This window comes from Streptomyces sp. NRRL B-24484 (assembly GCF_000717715.1).
In the GTDB taxonomy this organism is placed as follows: domain Bacteria; phylum Actinomycetota; class Actinomycetes; order Streptomycetales; family Streptomycetaceae; genus Kitasatospora.
The window spans coordinates 60,434-73,400 of record NZ_JOAI01000025.1; the positions used below are offsets into that span (position 1 = coordinate 60,434).

Here is a 12,967-nt window from a genome sequence, read left to right on the forward strand (position 1 = left end):
ATCCGCCCGTTCCGGCCCGCCGTGGCGGGCCGGTTCGTAGGGTGACGGCATGACCGACACGATCGTCTTCGACCGGCTGTGCAACTTCCGCGACCTGGGCGGCCACCGGACGGCCGACGGCCGCACCCTCCGGCCGGGCGTGCTCTTCCGCTCCGACTCGCTCGGCAAGCTGGACGGCCCGGACCTGGCCCGTCTGGAGGCCCTGGGCGTCCGCACGGTGATCGACCTGCGCTACCCCTGGGAGATCGCGCAGACCGCCCGCGTCCCGGAACTCCCCGGGCTGGCCTTCCACAACCTGTCGATCGAGCACCGCCCCTACGACCAGGCCGCCCTCGGCCCCGAGGTCGACCCGGCGGTCTACCTGGCCGAGCGCTACGCCGAGGTCGCCGAGGACGGGGCCGACGAGCTGGCGCAGGTGCTCCGGGTGATCGCCGGGGCGGATGCGCCGCTGGTCTTCCACTGCTACTCGGGCAAGGACCGGACGGGCATCGTCGCGGCCCTGGTGCTGACCCTGCTGGGCGTCCCGGAGGAGGACGTCCTGGCCGACTTCGCCCGCACCGAGGACGCCACCGCCCGCCTTGTCGCCGAATGGCACGCCCGCCACCCCGACCTCACGCTCGTCTGGCCGGGCTACGGCCGCGCCCCCGCCGGGATCATGCGCCGCTTCCTGACCGGCCTCGCCGACCGCTACGGCTCCGTCGCCGACTACGCCGCCACCCGCCTGGACGCCGACCCCGCCCTCGTCACCGCCCTGCGCACCCGCCTGCTGGACACGCCCTGACACGCGGGGCCGCACACCGGGGCGCGTGAGGTGCCACCCACGCGCCCCGGCCGGCCCCTCACACCGCCGCCCCTCACACCGCCGCGCCGCGCAGCCGCTGCACCGCCGGCTCCAGGCCCGACAGGATGGTGTCGAAGCGGCGCGTCCCGGTCGTGGAGTCCACCTGCAGCCGGCTGATCCGCAGCGGGTGGGCCGGCAGCCGGGGCCCGAGCCGGTGGTCGGAGAGGAAACCGAGCCGGTACCCCAGCCGCCGCAGCACCGCGTCGGCCCGCGGGTCGTACCCCCCGTCCGGGTAGGCGAACGCGGTGGGCGCCTCCCCGAGCCACTGGCTGAGCGCCAGGTGGGCGCCGGTGATCTCGGTGTGCACGGTGGAGTCGTCGCAGCGGGCCAGCGAGGGGTGGCCGAGGGTGTGGTTGCCGATCGCCACGTCGGCGTCCCGCAGCGCCCGCAGGTCCTCGGGGCGGAGCTGCTCCTGCCGCGGCGGCCGCCTGTCCGCGCTGACCCGCAGCTCCTGCAGGCAGCGGCGGCGGTCCGGGTCGGGCAGTTCGCGCAGCCGGGCGAGCAGACGCCCGGGCGGCCCGCCGGGCAGCAGGCGGGCCCGGCCGCCGTGCCGGGCGAGGTAGGCGGCCTCGTGCCACCAGAACGCCCGGTCGGTGCCGATCAGCTCGGCGATCACGAAGGCGGCGGCCGGGATGCCGCGGGCGGCGAGCATCGGCAGGGCGTGGGTGAAGACGGAGCGGTCCGCGTCGTCGAAGGTGATCAGCACCGACCGCGGCGGCAGCGGCCGCCCCTCCGAGACCGCCCGCTCGACGTCGGACAGCGAGACGGGGTTGGCGAGCCGGCGCATCCGGTCCAGCTGGGCGCCGAAGGACCGGGGATCGGTGACCCCGTGGTAGGCGAGGACGGCGAGCCGCTGCGCCGCGCGCGCCCGGAAGAGCGGCTGGACGGGGGTGAGCCGCAGCCAGCTGCCGCGGTCCCGCAGCGCCGGGGTGCCGTGGCGGGCGTGCACCGCCCCGCGCACGGGGGTCCGGGTCGACGGGGTGCGGACGGTCGTGGAATCGCTGAAGGTCGTGGACTCGGAGTACGGCACGCGGTTCCCCCCTCGGTCGCCGCGGTGCGGCGTGGCGGTACCGTCGGCAGGCGGAGCCCGGCCTCCGACCCCGGGTGCGGCGGCTCCGCCCCCGGTGTGATCCGGTCCGTTGCCGGGGACTCCCTGCCCGGCCGCGGACGGCTCCTGGATCGCTCAATGTAATGGAGACCACCGGACCCGACGGATGGTTGTACGGCCGTCGGCGAAATTTCGTCCGGCGTGCGCGGGCGCCTTTCCGGCCTTCTCGTGGACACTGGCGGTGTGCCCGCTGCGGGGTGCCCGAGTAGCGTGGAGGACATGGTGCACACGGATCGTCACGAGGCGGTGACCCGCTGGGCGCGGATGTGGAGCGGTTGCGCGCTCGAGCGCCACAAGCTGCTGCTCACGGTGGTCGGTGCGGCCTGCATCGCGGTGGGCATCCTGGTGGCCGTGCTGGTCCCGGACACCGGCGGCCCGGCCTGGGCGATGGCCGTCGCGGGCTGCCTGGGCGCCGGCGTGGTGGTGCTGGCCCGGGTCGCCGTGGCCGTGCTGCGCCCGCCGGCCAGGGTCGGCTGACGACCCGGACGGGACACCCGACCGAATTCCGGACGGCGGCGTCCGGCATGTGCCGCGCTTTTCCCGACTCCCCGGCCGAATTCCCGCGGACCCCGCCGATTTCCGGCCGGAAGTGCCGACGGAATGACCGGACGGGCCGGTTTTCGGCCCGCCTGCGCGCTTCTTTCACATTTCACGGGCAGCAGCCCCACACTTCCCCCTACTGTGGTTCCCGCCCGGCCCTCGACCGCCGCCGGGCAGGGGCCGGCCGGACGGCGCCGGGGAGCGCGCCGCGGAGGGGAGAACGATGGGGACGACCGCCGCGCCCGCGGCTGCCGGAGGCTTCCGCACCACGCTGAAGCGCGGACTCGCCCGCGCCGCCGGCTCCGTGCCGGGCGAGGGCGCCACGTACCTCATCTACCACCGGATCGGCGGCGGCACCGCCGACGAACTGGACGTCGCCACCGCCGACTTCACCGCCCAGCTGGACCTGCTCGCCGACCTGCCGCCCGGCCGGGTGGTCTCCATCGACGAGGCCACCGACCGGCTGGCCGCCGGCCGCCCCACCCCGAGCACCGTGCTCACCTTCGACGACGGCTTCGCCGACGTGTACGAGCGGGCCTGGCCGCTGCTCGAGGAACGCGGCCTGCCCTTCACCGTCTACCTGGCCAGCGGCCACGTCGGCGGCGAGATGCGCTGGGAGGGCTCCACCGCGAAGGGCCCGGCCGCGCCCGGTCTCACCTGGGCGCAGCTGCGCGAGATGGCCGACTCCGGCCTCTGCACGGTCGCCAACCACACCCGCAGCCACGCCCGGCCGGTGCTCCTCACCACGGCCGAGCTGGACGGCTGCAACGACGACGTCGAGGAGCACCTCGGCACCCGGCCCCGGCACTTCGCCTACACCTGGGGCGTGCCGGTGCCGCACATGGCGGTCGCGCTGCGCGCCCGCTTCCGGACGGCCGCCACCGGCGAGGTCGGCCGCAACCTCCCCGGCTCGGACCCGGCCCGGTTCTGCCGGGTGCCCGTCCGCCGCACCGACCCGATCGACTTCTTCCGCGCCAAGCTCCACGGCCGGCTGCTGCCCGAGCGCGCCTACGCCCGGATCGTGGCCGCCGCCAAGGCGGTGGGCGCCCGTGCCTGAGACCGCCGCCCGCGCCCCGCGGCCCGGGCCCCGACTGCGCGGTCCCGGCGGCCGCCCGCTGCGGGTCGCCCACCTGACCACCGTCGACATGAGCCTGCAGCTGCTGCTCGCCACCGAGCTCACCGTCGACCTGGAGGCCGGCTTCGAGACCTACGGCATCAGCGCCCCCGGCCCGTACGTGCCGCAGCTGGAGGCGATCGGCGTGCGCCACGAGCCGCTGCACGCCCTGACCCGCGCCTGGCACCCGCGGGCCGACGCCGCCGCCGGACGGGAACTGCTGGCCGTGCTGCGCCGGATCGAACCGGACGTGCTGCACACCCACAACCCGAAGACCGGCGTGCTCGGCCGGGTGCTCGGCCGGCTGGCCCGGGTCCCGGTCGTGGTGAACACCTGCCACGGCCTGTGGGCGCAGGCCCACGACCCGCTGGCGAAGCGGGCCTTCGTGCTCAGCGCGGAGGCGGTGGCCGGCCGCTTCTCGCACGCAGAGCTGTACCAGAACGCCGAGGACCGGCGGACCCTCGCCCGCGCGGTGCCCCGGTACCGCTCGCGGGTGGTGGGCAACGGCGTCGACCTCACCCGCTTCACCGCCGACCGCTCGGCGGAACGCGCCCGGCTCCGCGCCGAACTCGGCGTCGCCGAGGGCGAGCTGCTGGTCGGCGGGGTCGGCCGGCAGGTCGCCGAGAAGGGCATCCGGGAGTTCGCTGAGGCCGCGCGGGCACTCGCCGGCAAGGCCCGCTTCGTCTGGATCGGCCCGCCCGACCCGGACAAGCCGGACGCACTGGACGGCGCCGAGAGCGGCACCGACTTCCTCGGCGCCCGCTCCGACATGCCCGAGCTGTACGCGGCCCTGGACGTCTTCGTCCTGCCGTCGCACCGCGAGGGCTTCTCGCGCTCCGCCATGGAGGCCGCCGCGAGCGGCCTGCCCATGGTGCTGAGCGACATCCGCGGCTGCCGGGAGATCGGCACCGACGGCGAGCACCTGCTGCTCGCACCGCCCGGGGACGCCCGGGCACTCACCACGGCGCTGGACCGGCTCCTCACCGAGCCGGACCTGCGGGCGCGGCTCGGTGGGGCGGCCCGCGCGCGGGCGCTCGCCGAGTTCGACCAGCGTGCGGTGGCCCGGGTCTCGCTGGAGACCTACGCGGCCGTGGCCAGGGCCAGAAGGCTGCCCTGGACGGTCGGCTGAGGGCCCGTCCACACCACCACACCCGTTCGGGGGAGAGCATGCAGACTGTTGGGGGAGGAGTCAGGCGCGGCGGCGATCTGCTGATCGCCGCGGCGGCCGGGACCGTCGCGGTCCCGCTCGGCCTGCTGATCGTCGTGCTGATCCGCTGCACCATGGGGGGCCCGGTGCTGTTCCGGCAGACCCGCACCGGACGGCACGGCAAGGAGTTCGACATCCTGAAGTTCCGCACCATGCGGGAGAAACGTTACGCCGACGAGCCGGACGCCCCGCGGATCACCCGGCTCGGCACCTTCCTGCGCACCACCAGCCTCGACGAACTGCCCCAGCTGTGGAACGTCGCCCGTGGGGAGATGGGCGTCATCGGCCCCCGGCCGACCCTGCCGGAACAGGTCGTCCACTACTCCGAGCACCAGCGCGGCCGGCTCGCCGTCCGCCCCGGCCTGACCGGCTGGGCCCAGGTCAGGGGCCGCAACTCGATCACCTGGCCGGAGCGGATCGAACTCGACCTCTGGTACATCGCGCACCGCTCGCTCCTGCTCGACCTGCGCATCCTGCTGCTCACCGTCGGGGTGCTGCTCCGCCCGGCCGGCATCACCGCGGCGGGCGGCGTCAACCCCGGCTTCCCCGTCCCGGCCGAGCCGCCGGCCCGCGTCGTCGTCCCGCTGCCCGCCCCCCGGGAGGCCGAGGAGGCCGCCCCGTCCGCAGCCTCACCCGCCGCCGCCGGCCGATGATGGAGCCATGACCGAAGCCCAGCTGTGGATCGCCGGCGCCGGGGGCGTCGGCCGCGAGGCACTCGACACCGCACTCGCGGCCGGCGTCCCGGTGGCCGGATTCCTCGACGACCGGGCCCGCGGCACCGAGGTCCGCGGACTCAAGGTGCTCGCCCCCGAGGACCTGCCGCCCGGCAGCCGCTACCTGGTCGGCATCGCCGACCCGCACGTCCGGCTGAGGCTCGCCGCCCTGCTGGACGCGGCGGGCGGCGAGCCCGCGCTGCTCGTCCACCCACGGGCACTGATCGCCCCGGAGACCGAACTCGCCCCCGGCTGCCTGGTGATGGGCGGCGCGTACGTCTCCAGCAGCGTCCGCCTCGGGGCGCACGGCCAGGTGCACTACAACGCCACGGTCGGCCACGACGCGGTGCTGGGGGAGCGGGTCACCGTCTACCCGGGCGGCAACGTCTCCGGCTCCGTCCGGCTCGCGGACGGCGCCACCGTCGGCTCCAACGCCGTGGTGCTCCAGGGCCGCACGGTGGGCGAGGACGCCTTCGTCGGCGCGGCCGCCGTGGTCACCCAGGACGTCCCGGCCGGCACCGTCGTGGTCGGCTCCCCGGCCCGCCCGCTGCGCCGGACCGCACGCCGGACCGCACGCCGGACGGCCGACGGCGGCTGACGCGGGCCCGGCCCGACCCCGCGGGTTAGGGTCGGTCCATGGCCATTCCGAGCTTCCTCGCCGAACTCCGCGCCCTCGTGGGCACCCGCCCGCTCTGGCTCTCCGGGGTCGCCGCCGTGATCGTCGACGACGACGGCCGCGTCCTGCTCAACCGCCGCAGCGACAACGGCAGGTGGGCGCTGATCGGCGGCATCCTCGACCCGGGGGAGCAGCCCGCCGACGGCCTCGCCCGCGAGGTGCTGGAGGAGACCGGCGTGAGCGTCCGGCCCGAGCGGCTCACCTCGGTCACCGTCTCCCCGATGCAGCACTACCCGAACGGCGATTGCGCCCAGTACCTCGACCTGACCTTCCGCTGCCGGCTGCTGGCCGGCGAGCCGCGGGTCAACGACGACGAGTCGTTGGAGGTCGGCTGGTTCGCCCAGGACGCGCTGCCCCCGCTGGACGGCTACGCCCGGCACCGGCTGGACCTCGCCCTCGCCGGCGCCGAGCACACCGTCTTCTCCTTCGAACCGCCGGTCAGCGCCGGCTGAACCACTCCGCCGTCCGCTCCAGGCCCTCCCGCAGCGGCACCGGCCGGACGTCCGGGAACAGCTCGCGCAGCCGCCCGTTGTCCGCCTGCGAGTCCCGGACGTCCCCGGCCCGCGGCTCGGTGTGCTCCGTCTCCAGCGGGCGGCCGAGCACCGAGCCCAGCTCGCCGACCAGCTCCATCAGCGTCGTCCGGGTGCCGAACGCCAGGTTCACCGGATCCGCGTGGACGACCCGGCGCAGCACCGCCCCGGTCAGCACCTGGGCGACCGTCCCGACGTAGGTGAAGTCCCGGCTCTGCCCGCCGTCCCCGTGCACCGTCAGCGGCCGCCCCGCCAGCGCCGCGTCCAGGAAGGCCGGCACCACCGCGGCGTACGCGTGCCCGGCCGGCTGCAGCGGGCCGAAGACGTTGAAGAAGCGCAGTGGCAGCACCCCCAGCCCGTAGCAGTGGTGGTACGCCGCCAGGTACGCCTCGGTGGCCAGCTTGCTCACCGCGTACGGGCTCATCGGCGCGGTGCGCATGGTCTCGCGCTTGGGCAGCTCCCGGTTGGCGCCGTACACCGACGAGGAGGACGCCGCCGCCACGTACAGGCCGCCCGCGCGGCGGGCCGCCTCCAGCACCTCCAGCGTGCCGGTGGCGTTGGCGTGGTGGCTGGCCAGCGGGTCCTTCACCGAGCGGGGCACCGAGGGCAGCGCGGCCAGGTGCACCACGGCGTCGGCGCCCGCGAAGGCCTCGTCCAGCAGCGCCGAATCGAGGATCGTGCCCTGGTGCAGCGTCACGCCGAGCCCGTCCAGGTTGGCCTTGTCGCCGGTCGACAGGTCGTCCACCGCCCGGACCTCCTCGACCTCCGGGCGGGTCAGCAGCTCCCGGACGAGGTTGGCGCCGATGAAGCCGGCTCCGCCGGTGACGACCACGCGCATGCTGGGACTCCCCCCGTTCGGCCGGAGCCTCTCCCCGCCCCGCGCTCCCGGCCGATGCTAGCGGCGCACCGGTCACCCGGAGGGCGTTCCGTCACAAATGGGGCCGACCGGTCTTGTGCTGACGGTACGTCTCCTCGGCCGCGTCCAGCACGGCCGCCAGGTCGCCGCCGGCCGTCGCGGTGACCACGGCCGCCACCGCGCCCTCCACGAACGGTGCGTCGGCGAACCGCACGGGGAAGGGCAGCCCGTGCTCGTCCGCGTCGGCCAGCAGCGCCAGCACCGTGGTGACCGCGCTGCCCAGGTCGGAGAGGACGGCCACCCCGTGCCCCTGGTCCACCCGCCGGGCCGCGGCCGCCACCAGGACGGCACTGGTGCCGAGGCCGTCGTCCGGGGTGCCGCCGGTCGCCGAGACCGGCGCCGGGTCGTCGCTGCCGGACAGCGTCAGCGCGAGCCGGCGCACCGCCAGCGCCAGCTCCTGGCTGTGCGAGACCAGCACCACCCCGACCCGGCCGTGCCCCGACGGCCGGGTCGGCCTGGGCACCGCCGCCGGCCGGGTCGCGGTCGCGGACCCGGCACCGGGGGCTGACGGGGCGTCGGAGATCGGGATCACATCGGCGCGCGTGCCGGCCCGGCGGTCCATCGGCTGCTCCCTGGTGGCTGAACGATCGTGCGGGCACCACTCTCGCAGCCCCGCGCCGCGGGACGGGCCAATGGCGGCCGTGTCTACCACAGCCGGCCGCCGCCCGGCGGGCGATCCGCCGCATCGCCCGCCCACGGGCCGAAGTCGCCCCGCCGCCGACCGGCCGCTGGCTACATTGGAGCCCGGACGACAGCGTGAGGAGCAGGGGATGGCGACCGACACGGTGACCGGCGCGGGGCGCATGCCCAAGCCGAGACTCGACCTCGACGGGGCGGAGTGGCTCTCCAGCAGCCAGGGCGACGGAGACGTCCAGATCGCCTTCGTCGACGGCTTCATCGCGATGCGGGACGGGCGCAACCCGGACGGCCCCGCCCTCGTCTTCACCCCGGCCGAGTGGCGGGCCTTCGTGCTCGGTGCCCGGGACGGCGAGTTCGACCTCACCTGACGCCGGCGCCCGGCGGACCTCCGGCTGAACCCCCGGTGACGGCACGGAGGTCACAAATGAATTCTGATGGACCGAAACTCGTTGACTGCTGGACAAGCGGCGGCCCACAGTATGGAGCAGGCAGACGCCGTGCCGACCGCCCCCACGCGGTCGTGCACGGCGCCCGCTGTGCTGCCCGTCACCGGCGCCGGCGACGAGCTCCTCCCGAGGTGTCCCCGCACGCACCGGAGTGCGTTCGGCCACCCGGGCCCGCGAAGGGCCGGTCGTCGCAGGGAGGATGGCACCGGGCCGAGAGCTACTCGGCTGCGGTACCGAAGGTCCGGGTCATCCGCACGCCCCCACGCGGCGGTGCCCCGGACAGGTCCGCGAGTGCGACGGGCCGGGGCCCCGCGAACCTGGCTTGTGGAATTGTCGTTCGTACTGCTCCGCCCTCCGGCCCGGCACCCTGGCGGGCGGCGGAGCGGCGACGGTGGATCAGGTCTGTTCGCACGAGGACGTGCTGAGCGAGGGAAGCGTGACATGGCACGCTTGAACAAGCCGCCCCCCGGTGGGACGAACCCACAGCGGCTGTCGTGCTGAACCGAACGTAGCCCGGACGGTTGCTCAGAGTCAACATTGGTCTCTGAGCGTCGATGCCCGGCCGGTCACCGCCGTGCGCCCGCGTGCGCCGGGGCACCCGTGCGCGGGCCCCGCGGCCCCCGACCCGTACGATGGTGTCATGTCATTCCTCCGCCGTCGCTCCGGCTCGCCCGCAGGTCCGGACTTCGACGTGCTCGCGATGGACCCGGGCGACTGGCCGGGGCACTTCGGGGCCATGACGATGAACGCCCAGGACGGCTCGTGCCAGGGCATCTTCCTGCGCTACGACCTCTTCGGCGGCCGCGGCCCGGCCATGTTCATCGGCAACCTGCCGGAGGGCTCGCCCGCCCGGGAGCCCGAGGACGGCGTGCCCTTCGAGGTCCGCCAGCTGCTCGCCGCCCTCGAGAACGACGAGCCGGTGGACTACGTCTCCGCCGAGGACTTCCCGGTGATGCTGGGCGACGACCTGCTGATCGTGAAGAAGGTCAAGGTCTCCGAGGAGCGGGTGTTCTGCTCCCAGTTCGGCCGCAGCGACGGCGTGCTGGTCACCATCGCCTCCTGGGACCGCCCGATCGCGGACGACCTCTACCAGCTGCTCAAGCCGCTGCCCGCGGAGATGTTCCAGCAGGGCTGAACCGACCGGTACGGACGCGCTTGACGGTGACGATCAACGCTTCGTACAGTCACCGGCATGTCGTGCCGTCCTCCGCTGCTCACCCGCCGCAGGCACCTGGACCTGCGACGCGACGCGGGCGGGACCTGTCCGGGCAGATGACCGGGGCCCGAGGCCCCCACGTCCCCGCGGCACCGGGCCGCCGCCAGGCCGCCCGCGCCGCCGGCCGCGCGCCGCAGCGCCCCGCCGCCGGCCCGCACCTGCCGCCCCGCAGCCCGCGTCCCGCCGCCAGCCCGGAGGCACCCGCCATGACACCTGCCACCGCCCCGCCCGACGAGCGCGCCGCCGTCACCGAGGCCCTCGCCCGACTGCCCCGCGTCGCCGACCTGCTCGCCGCCCGGGCGGAGGAGCACGACCGGGACGGGACCTTCCCGTACCAGGGCGTCGAGGCCGTCCACGAGGCCGGCCTGCTCACCCTCACCGTGGCCCGCCGGCACGGCGGGGCCGGCGCCGGACTCGCCGACACCGTCCGCGTGCTCGCCGCACTCGGCCGCGGCGACGCCTCCGTCGCCGTGCTCGCCGCCCACACCCTGCTGCTCCACGCCGAACAGGACCGCGCCGGGCTGTGGCCCGCCGCCGCGTACCGCAGGGTGCTCACCGAGTCGCGCCGCGGACCGGCCCTGCTCGGCGCGCTCCGCAGCGATCCCGGCGCACCCGCCACGGTGGCCCACTGGGACGGCGAGGCCTGGGAGCTGACGGGCCGGAAGCACGACTGCAGCGGCGCCGAGGCGCTCGCCTGGATGGCCGTCCCGGCCCGCACCGACGAGGCCGTCCCCCGGACGGGCCTGTTCCTCGTCCGCGGCGACAGCCCCGGCCTGGAGATCGACCCGGTCTGGGACCAGCTCGGCCTGCGCGCCAGCGCCGGCCACGACGTCGTCCTCGACCGGGTGCGGGTCGCGCCCGAACTGGCCGTCCGGCTGACCGCGCCCGGCCGGGAGACCCCGGAGCAGCGGGCCGCCGACGACACCGCCCGGGCCTGGCACGACCTCGCCCTCGCCGCCGTCCACCTCGGCACCGCCCACGCCGCCCGGGACTGGCTGGTCCGCTTCCTGCGCCTGCGCACCCCGGCCAACCTCACCGAACCGCTCGCCACCCTGCCGCGCCACCGCTCCGCGCTCGGCGAGATCGAGGCCGCCCTGATCGGCGCCGAGGAGGTGCTCACCGCCGTCGCCGCCGCCGTGGACCGCGGCGACCCCGGTGCCGCCGCCCGCAGCGCCGCCGCCCACCTGCTCGCCGGACGCGCCGCCAACGCCGCCGTCCAACAGGCCGTCGCCCTCAGCGGCAGCCCCGGGCTCAGCCGGCGCCACCCGCTGGAGCGCTACCTGCGGGACGTCCTCAGCAGCCGGACGCACTTCCCGCCGGACGACGCCGTGCTGGACGCGCTCGCCGCGGCCGCCCTGGAACGCGGAGGTCCGCGCCGCTCCGGGTAGTCCGGAGCGGCTCCGGCCCGACCCGGTCCGACGCGGACCGCGACCTCCTCAGCGGGTGCCGACCGCCGCCCGCACCGCGCGGCGGGCCAGCGCCGCGTCGTCGTACAGCCGGCGGATCATGATGCGCTGCTCCTCGCCCGCGCCCGGGACGTCGTGCAGCCGGATCTCCCGCATCAGCACCAGGACGAGGTTCACCAGGAAGGCGTCCCGGGCCAGCGTCCCGCCGGACTGCGCGAGCTGGCTGATCTGCCGGCGGGCCGCGGTGTCCCCGGAGAGCACGCTCCAGAGCACCGCCAGGTCGTAGCCCGGCAGGTACCAGCCGGCCTCCTCCCAGTCGAGCAGCACCGGTCCGGAGGGCGCCAGCAGGATGTTGCCGAGCAGCGCGTCGCCGTGGCACAGCTGCCGGGGGGTGTTCGCCAGGCCGTGCAGCAGCTGGCGCAGGTCGCCCGCGTCCCGGTCGGTGAGCTGGCCCACCGAGTGGAAGCGCGCGATCTCCATCGCGTAGTCCAGCGGCTTGCCGAAGACGTCGGTCGGCGGACGCCAGAGGTTCAGCGTGCGCACCGCGCCGAGCACCGCGCGGACCTCGCCCGGGGTGGGCGGGTTCACCGGGTGCCGCTCGCGGGCCGCGGGCCGGCCCGGCACCCGCTCCAGCACCAGCACGCAGCGGTCGTGGTCGGCCGCCACCAGCCGGGGCAGCCGCACCGGCGGGCGGTGCCGGACGAACGCCCGGTAGACCGCCACCTCGTGGTGGAACCGCTCGACCAGCTGCTCGTCCCGGGCGGCCTGCGGCGCCAGGCACTTGGCGACCACCGGGGCCCGCCCGATGGTGCCGGCGACGAGGATGTGCCGGCTGCCCTCCCGCAGCACCTGCCGGGGGAGGAAGGCGGGACATATCCGCGAGACGGCGGCCAGGGCGGCCTTCACGGCGGGCGTCTGCAGCGCCGCGGGGTCGACCCGGTCGACGAAGCCCTCACCCGTGCGGGTGGTCAGCAGTCGGCCGGGGACCGACCGCAGCGGGGCCTCCGGCCGACCGGCGATCGCGGTCCTGGCCAGGGCGGTGCGGGGGTCGCGCAGCTCGGTGCCCCGCGGGGCGGGTCGGCCGCCGGCCGCGGTCGGCGGCCGCAGCGCGGGGCGGGCCTGCGCCGGGAGGTGGCGCGCGATTCCCGGTTCGGGGGCGGGTGCCGGGCGGGTGCCGGTGCTGGCTGTGGAGTACATGGGCTGGTGAGGGTCCCTTCCTGGCCGACTGCGGTGCCGTCTTCGCCAGGTCGGGCCGGGGCCCGTGAACTGCCCCTGGCGCGACCGGCGGCCCGGGTGGAGTGCGGGCGTCGGGCGCGGTGCCGGCGGGCCTCCTCCGCACCCTGGGGAATGCGGTGTCCGCCTGCCGCGCCGTGCCCGACGCCCCCGCGCCACCCGGCCGCGCCACCCCCTCCGGGGAGTCCCGGAGGCGTCCGCCCGGAGCCGTTCGGACGGGCCTCTGACGACCCGTCGGGCCGGAACCGTGGACGTCCCGGCCGCCTCCCGGCTCCGAAGTCGGGGTGGCGCCTTCCTACCTGACACCGCGTCGGCACTGGCACACCATGTGGCGTGCCCTGGCGAACCCTGGCGAATGGTCGCGTGGCATGTGACAGAGCCA

The 12,967-nt window shown here is 76.0% G+C and carries 14 protein-coding genes; 10 read left to right on the forward strand and 4 right to left on the reverse strand.

The genetic code is table 11. The features are described from left to right. The first annotated feature begins 49 nt into the window (after nt 1-49). Nucleotides 50-781: a tyrosine-protein phosphatase gene (locus IE98_RS0122825; protein ID WP_030271760.1), complete on the forward strand. Its 732-nt coding sequence runs from the start codon at nt 50-52 to the stop codon at nt 779-781. Nucleotides 782-854: 73 nt separating this feature from the next. Here IE98_RS0122825 and IE98_RS0122830 read toward each other — a convergent pair whose 3' ends face one another. Continuing rightward, nucleotides 855-1,871, reverse strand: a complete 1,017-nt coding sequence (locus tag IE98_RS0122830; RefSeq protein WP_234443635.1) for a polysaccharide deacetylase family protein — start codon at nt 1,869-1,871, stop codon at nt 855-857. A 297-nt stretch (nt 1,872-2,168) separates the two neighbouring features. Here IE98_RS0122830 and IE98_RS0122835 point away from each other — a divergent pair, with 297 nt between their 5' ends. The 6 genes from IE98_RS0122835 (at nt 2,169) to IE98_RS0122860 (ending at nt 6,651) form a co-directional block, all read left to right on the forward strand. After that, the gene (locus IE98_RS0122835) at nt 2,169-2,426 is read left to right on the forward strand and encodes a hypothetical protein (RefSeq protein WP_030271763.1); all 258 of its coding nucleotides are present in this window, start codon (nt 2,169-2,171) and stop codon (nt 2,424-2,426) included. Between the two features lie 286 nt (nt 2,427-2,712). Continuing rightward, complete coding sequence (locus IE98_RS0122840; protein WP_030271765.1) at nt 2,713-3,546, forward strand: polysaccharide deacetylase family protein; 834 nt, start codon at nt 2,713-2,715, stop codon at nt 3,544-3,546. Next, entirely contained in the window at nt 3,539-4,732 is a 1,194-nt protein-coding gene (locus IE98_RS0122845; RefSeq protein ID WP_234443636.1) for a glycosyltransferase, read from the forward strand. The genes IE98_RS0122840 and IE98_RS0122845 overlap by 8 nt, the downstream gene beginning before the upstream one ends. Nucleotides 4,733-4,770: 38 nt before the next feature. Next, nucleotides 4,771-5,463 carry a sugar transferase gene (locus IE98_RS0122850; RefSeq protein ID WP_030271769.1) on the forward strand — a complete coding sequence of 231 codons (693 nt, stop codon included), beginning with the start codon at nt 4,771-4,773 and terminating at the stop codon, nt 5,461-5,463. 7 nt (nt 5,464-5,470) lie between these two features. Continuing rightward, nucleotides 5,471-6,121 carry a NeuD/PglB/VioB family sugar acetyltransferase gene (locus tag IE98_RS0122855; RefSeq protein WP_052390840.1) on the forward strand — a complete coding sequence of 217 codons (651 nt, stop codon included), beginning with the start codon at nt 5,471-5,473 and terminating at the stop codon, nt 6,119-6,121. 38 nt (nt 6,122-6,159) lie between these two features. Further along, nucleotides 6,160-6,651 carry an NUDIX hydrolase gene (locus IE98_RS0122860; protein WP_030271772.1) on the forward strand — a complete coding sequence of 164 codons (492 nt, stop codon included), beginning with the start codon at nt 6,160-6,162 and terminating at the stop codon, nt 6,649-6,651. Here the strand turns inward: IE98_RS0122860 and IE98_RS0122865 are convergent. Further along, on the reverse strand, nt 6,638-7,567 hold the full coding sequence (locus tag IE98_RS0122865) for an NAD-dependent epimerase/dehydratase family protein (RefSeq protein WP_030271773.1): 930 nt from the start codon (nt 7,565-7,567) through the stop codon (nt 6,638-6,640). The genes IE98_RS0122860 and IE98_RS0122865 overlap by 14 nt on opposite strands. A 91-nt stretch (nt 7,568-7,658) precedes the next feature. After that, the gene (locus tag IE98_RS0122870; RefSeq protein WP_078661215.1) at nt 7,659-8,207 is read right to left on the reverse strand and encodes a PTS-dependent dihydroxyacetone kinase phosphotransferase subunit DhaM; all 549 of its coding nucleotides are present in this window, start codon (nt 8,205-8,207) and stop codon (nt 7,659-7,661) included. A 208-nt stretch (nt 8,208-8,415) separates the two neighbouring features. On the opposite strand from IE98_RS0122870, the gene IE98_RS0122875 reads away from it, so the two are divergent. The 3 genes from IE98_RS0122875 (at nt 8,416) to IE98_RS0122885 (ending at nt 11,334) form a co-directional block, all read left to right on the forward strand. Further along, the gene (locus tag IE98_RS0122875; RefSeq protein WP_030271775.1) at nt 8,416-8,652 is read left to right on the forward strand and encodes a DUF397 domain-containing protein; all 237 of its coding nucleotides are present in this window, start codon (nt 8,416-8,418) and stop codon (nt 8,650-8,652) included. 718 nt (nt 8,653-9,370) lie between these two features. After that, a complete protein-coding gene (locus IE98_RS0122880) occupies nt 9,371-9,865 on the forward strand; it encodes a hypothetical protein (RefSeq protein WP_030271776.1) in 495 nt (164 codons plus the stop codon). A gap of 287 nt (nt 9,866-10,152) precedes the next feature. Further along, nucleotides 10,153-11,334, forward strand: coding sequence for an acyl-CoA dehydrogenase family protein (locus tag IE98_RS0122885; RefSeq protein WP_030271778.1), 1,182 nt, complete (start codon nt 10,153-10,155; stop codon nt 11,332-11,334). A 48-nt stretch (nt 11,335-11,382) separates the two neighbouring features. On the opposite strand, the gene IE98_RS0122890 is transcribed toward IE98_RS0122885, so the two are convergent. After that, nucleotides 11,383-12,549, reverse strand: coding sequence for an aminoglycoside phosphotransferase family protein (locus tag IE98_RS0122890; RefSeq protein ID WP_106976670.1), 1,167 nt, complete (start codon nt 12,547-12,549; stop codon nt 11,383-11,385). Nucleotides 12,550-12,967 lie beyond the last annotated feature (418 nt).

Excerpts from the sequence above, each read along its gene's own strand:
- IE98_RS0122825 (WP_030271760.1), top strand. The coding sequence starts at position 50 with ATGACCGACACGATCGTCTTCGACCGGCTGTGCAACTTCCGCGACCTG.
- IE98_RS0122835 (WP_030271763.1), top strand. The coding sequence starts at position 2,169 with ATGGTGCACACGGATCGTCACGAGGCGGTGACCCGCTGGGCGCGGATG.
- IE98_RS0122840 (WP_030271765.1), top strand. The coding sequence starts at position 2,713 with ATGGGGACGACCGCCGCGCCCGCGGCTGCCGGAGGCTTCCGCACCACG.
- IE98_RS0122850 (WP_030271769.1), top strand. The coding sequence starts at position 4,771 with ATGCAGACTGTTGGGGGAGGAGTCAGGCGCGGCGGCGATCTGCTGATC.
- IE98_RS0122855 (WP_052390840.1), top strand. The coding sequence starts at position 5,471 with ATGACCGAAGCCCAGCTGTGGATCGCCGGCGCCGGGGGCGTCGGCCGC.
- IE98_RS0122860 (WP_030271772.1), top strand. The coding sequence starts at position 6,160 with ATGGCCATTCCGAGCTTCCTCGCCGAACTCCGCGCCCTCGTGGGCACC.
- IE98_RS0122865 (WP_030271773.1), bottom strand. The coding sequence starts at position 7,567 with ATGCGCGTGGTCGTCACCGGCGGAGCCGGCTTCATCGGCGCCAACCTC.
- IE98_RS0122870 (WP_078661215.1), bottom strand. The coding sequence starts at position 8,207 with ATGGACCGCCGGGCCGGCACGCGCGCCGATGTGATCCCGATCTCCGAC.
- IE98_RS0122875 (WP_030271775.1), top strand. The coding sequence starts at position 8,416 with ATGGCGACCGACACGGTGACCGGCGCGGGGCGCATGCCCAAGCCGAGA.
- IE98_RS0122880 (WP_030271776.1), top strand. The coding sequence starts at position 9,371 with ATGTCATTCCTCCGCCGTCGCTCCGGCTCGCCCGCAGGTCCGGACTTC.
- IE98_RS0122885 (WP_030271778.1), top strand. The coding sequence starts at position 10,153 with ATGACACCTGCCACCGCCCCGCCCGACGAGCGCGCCGCCGTCACCGAG.
- IE98_RS0122890 (WP_106976670.1), bottom strand. The coding sequence starts at position 12,549 with ATGTACTCCACAGCCAGCACCGGCACCCGCCCGGCACCCGCCCCCGAA.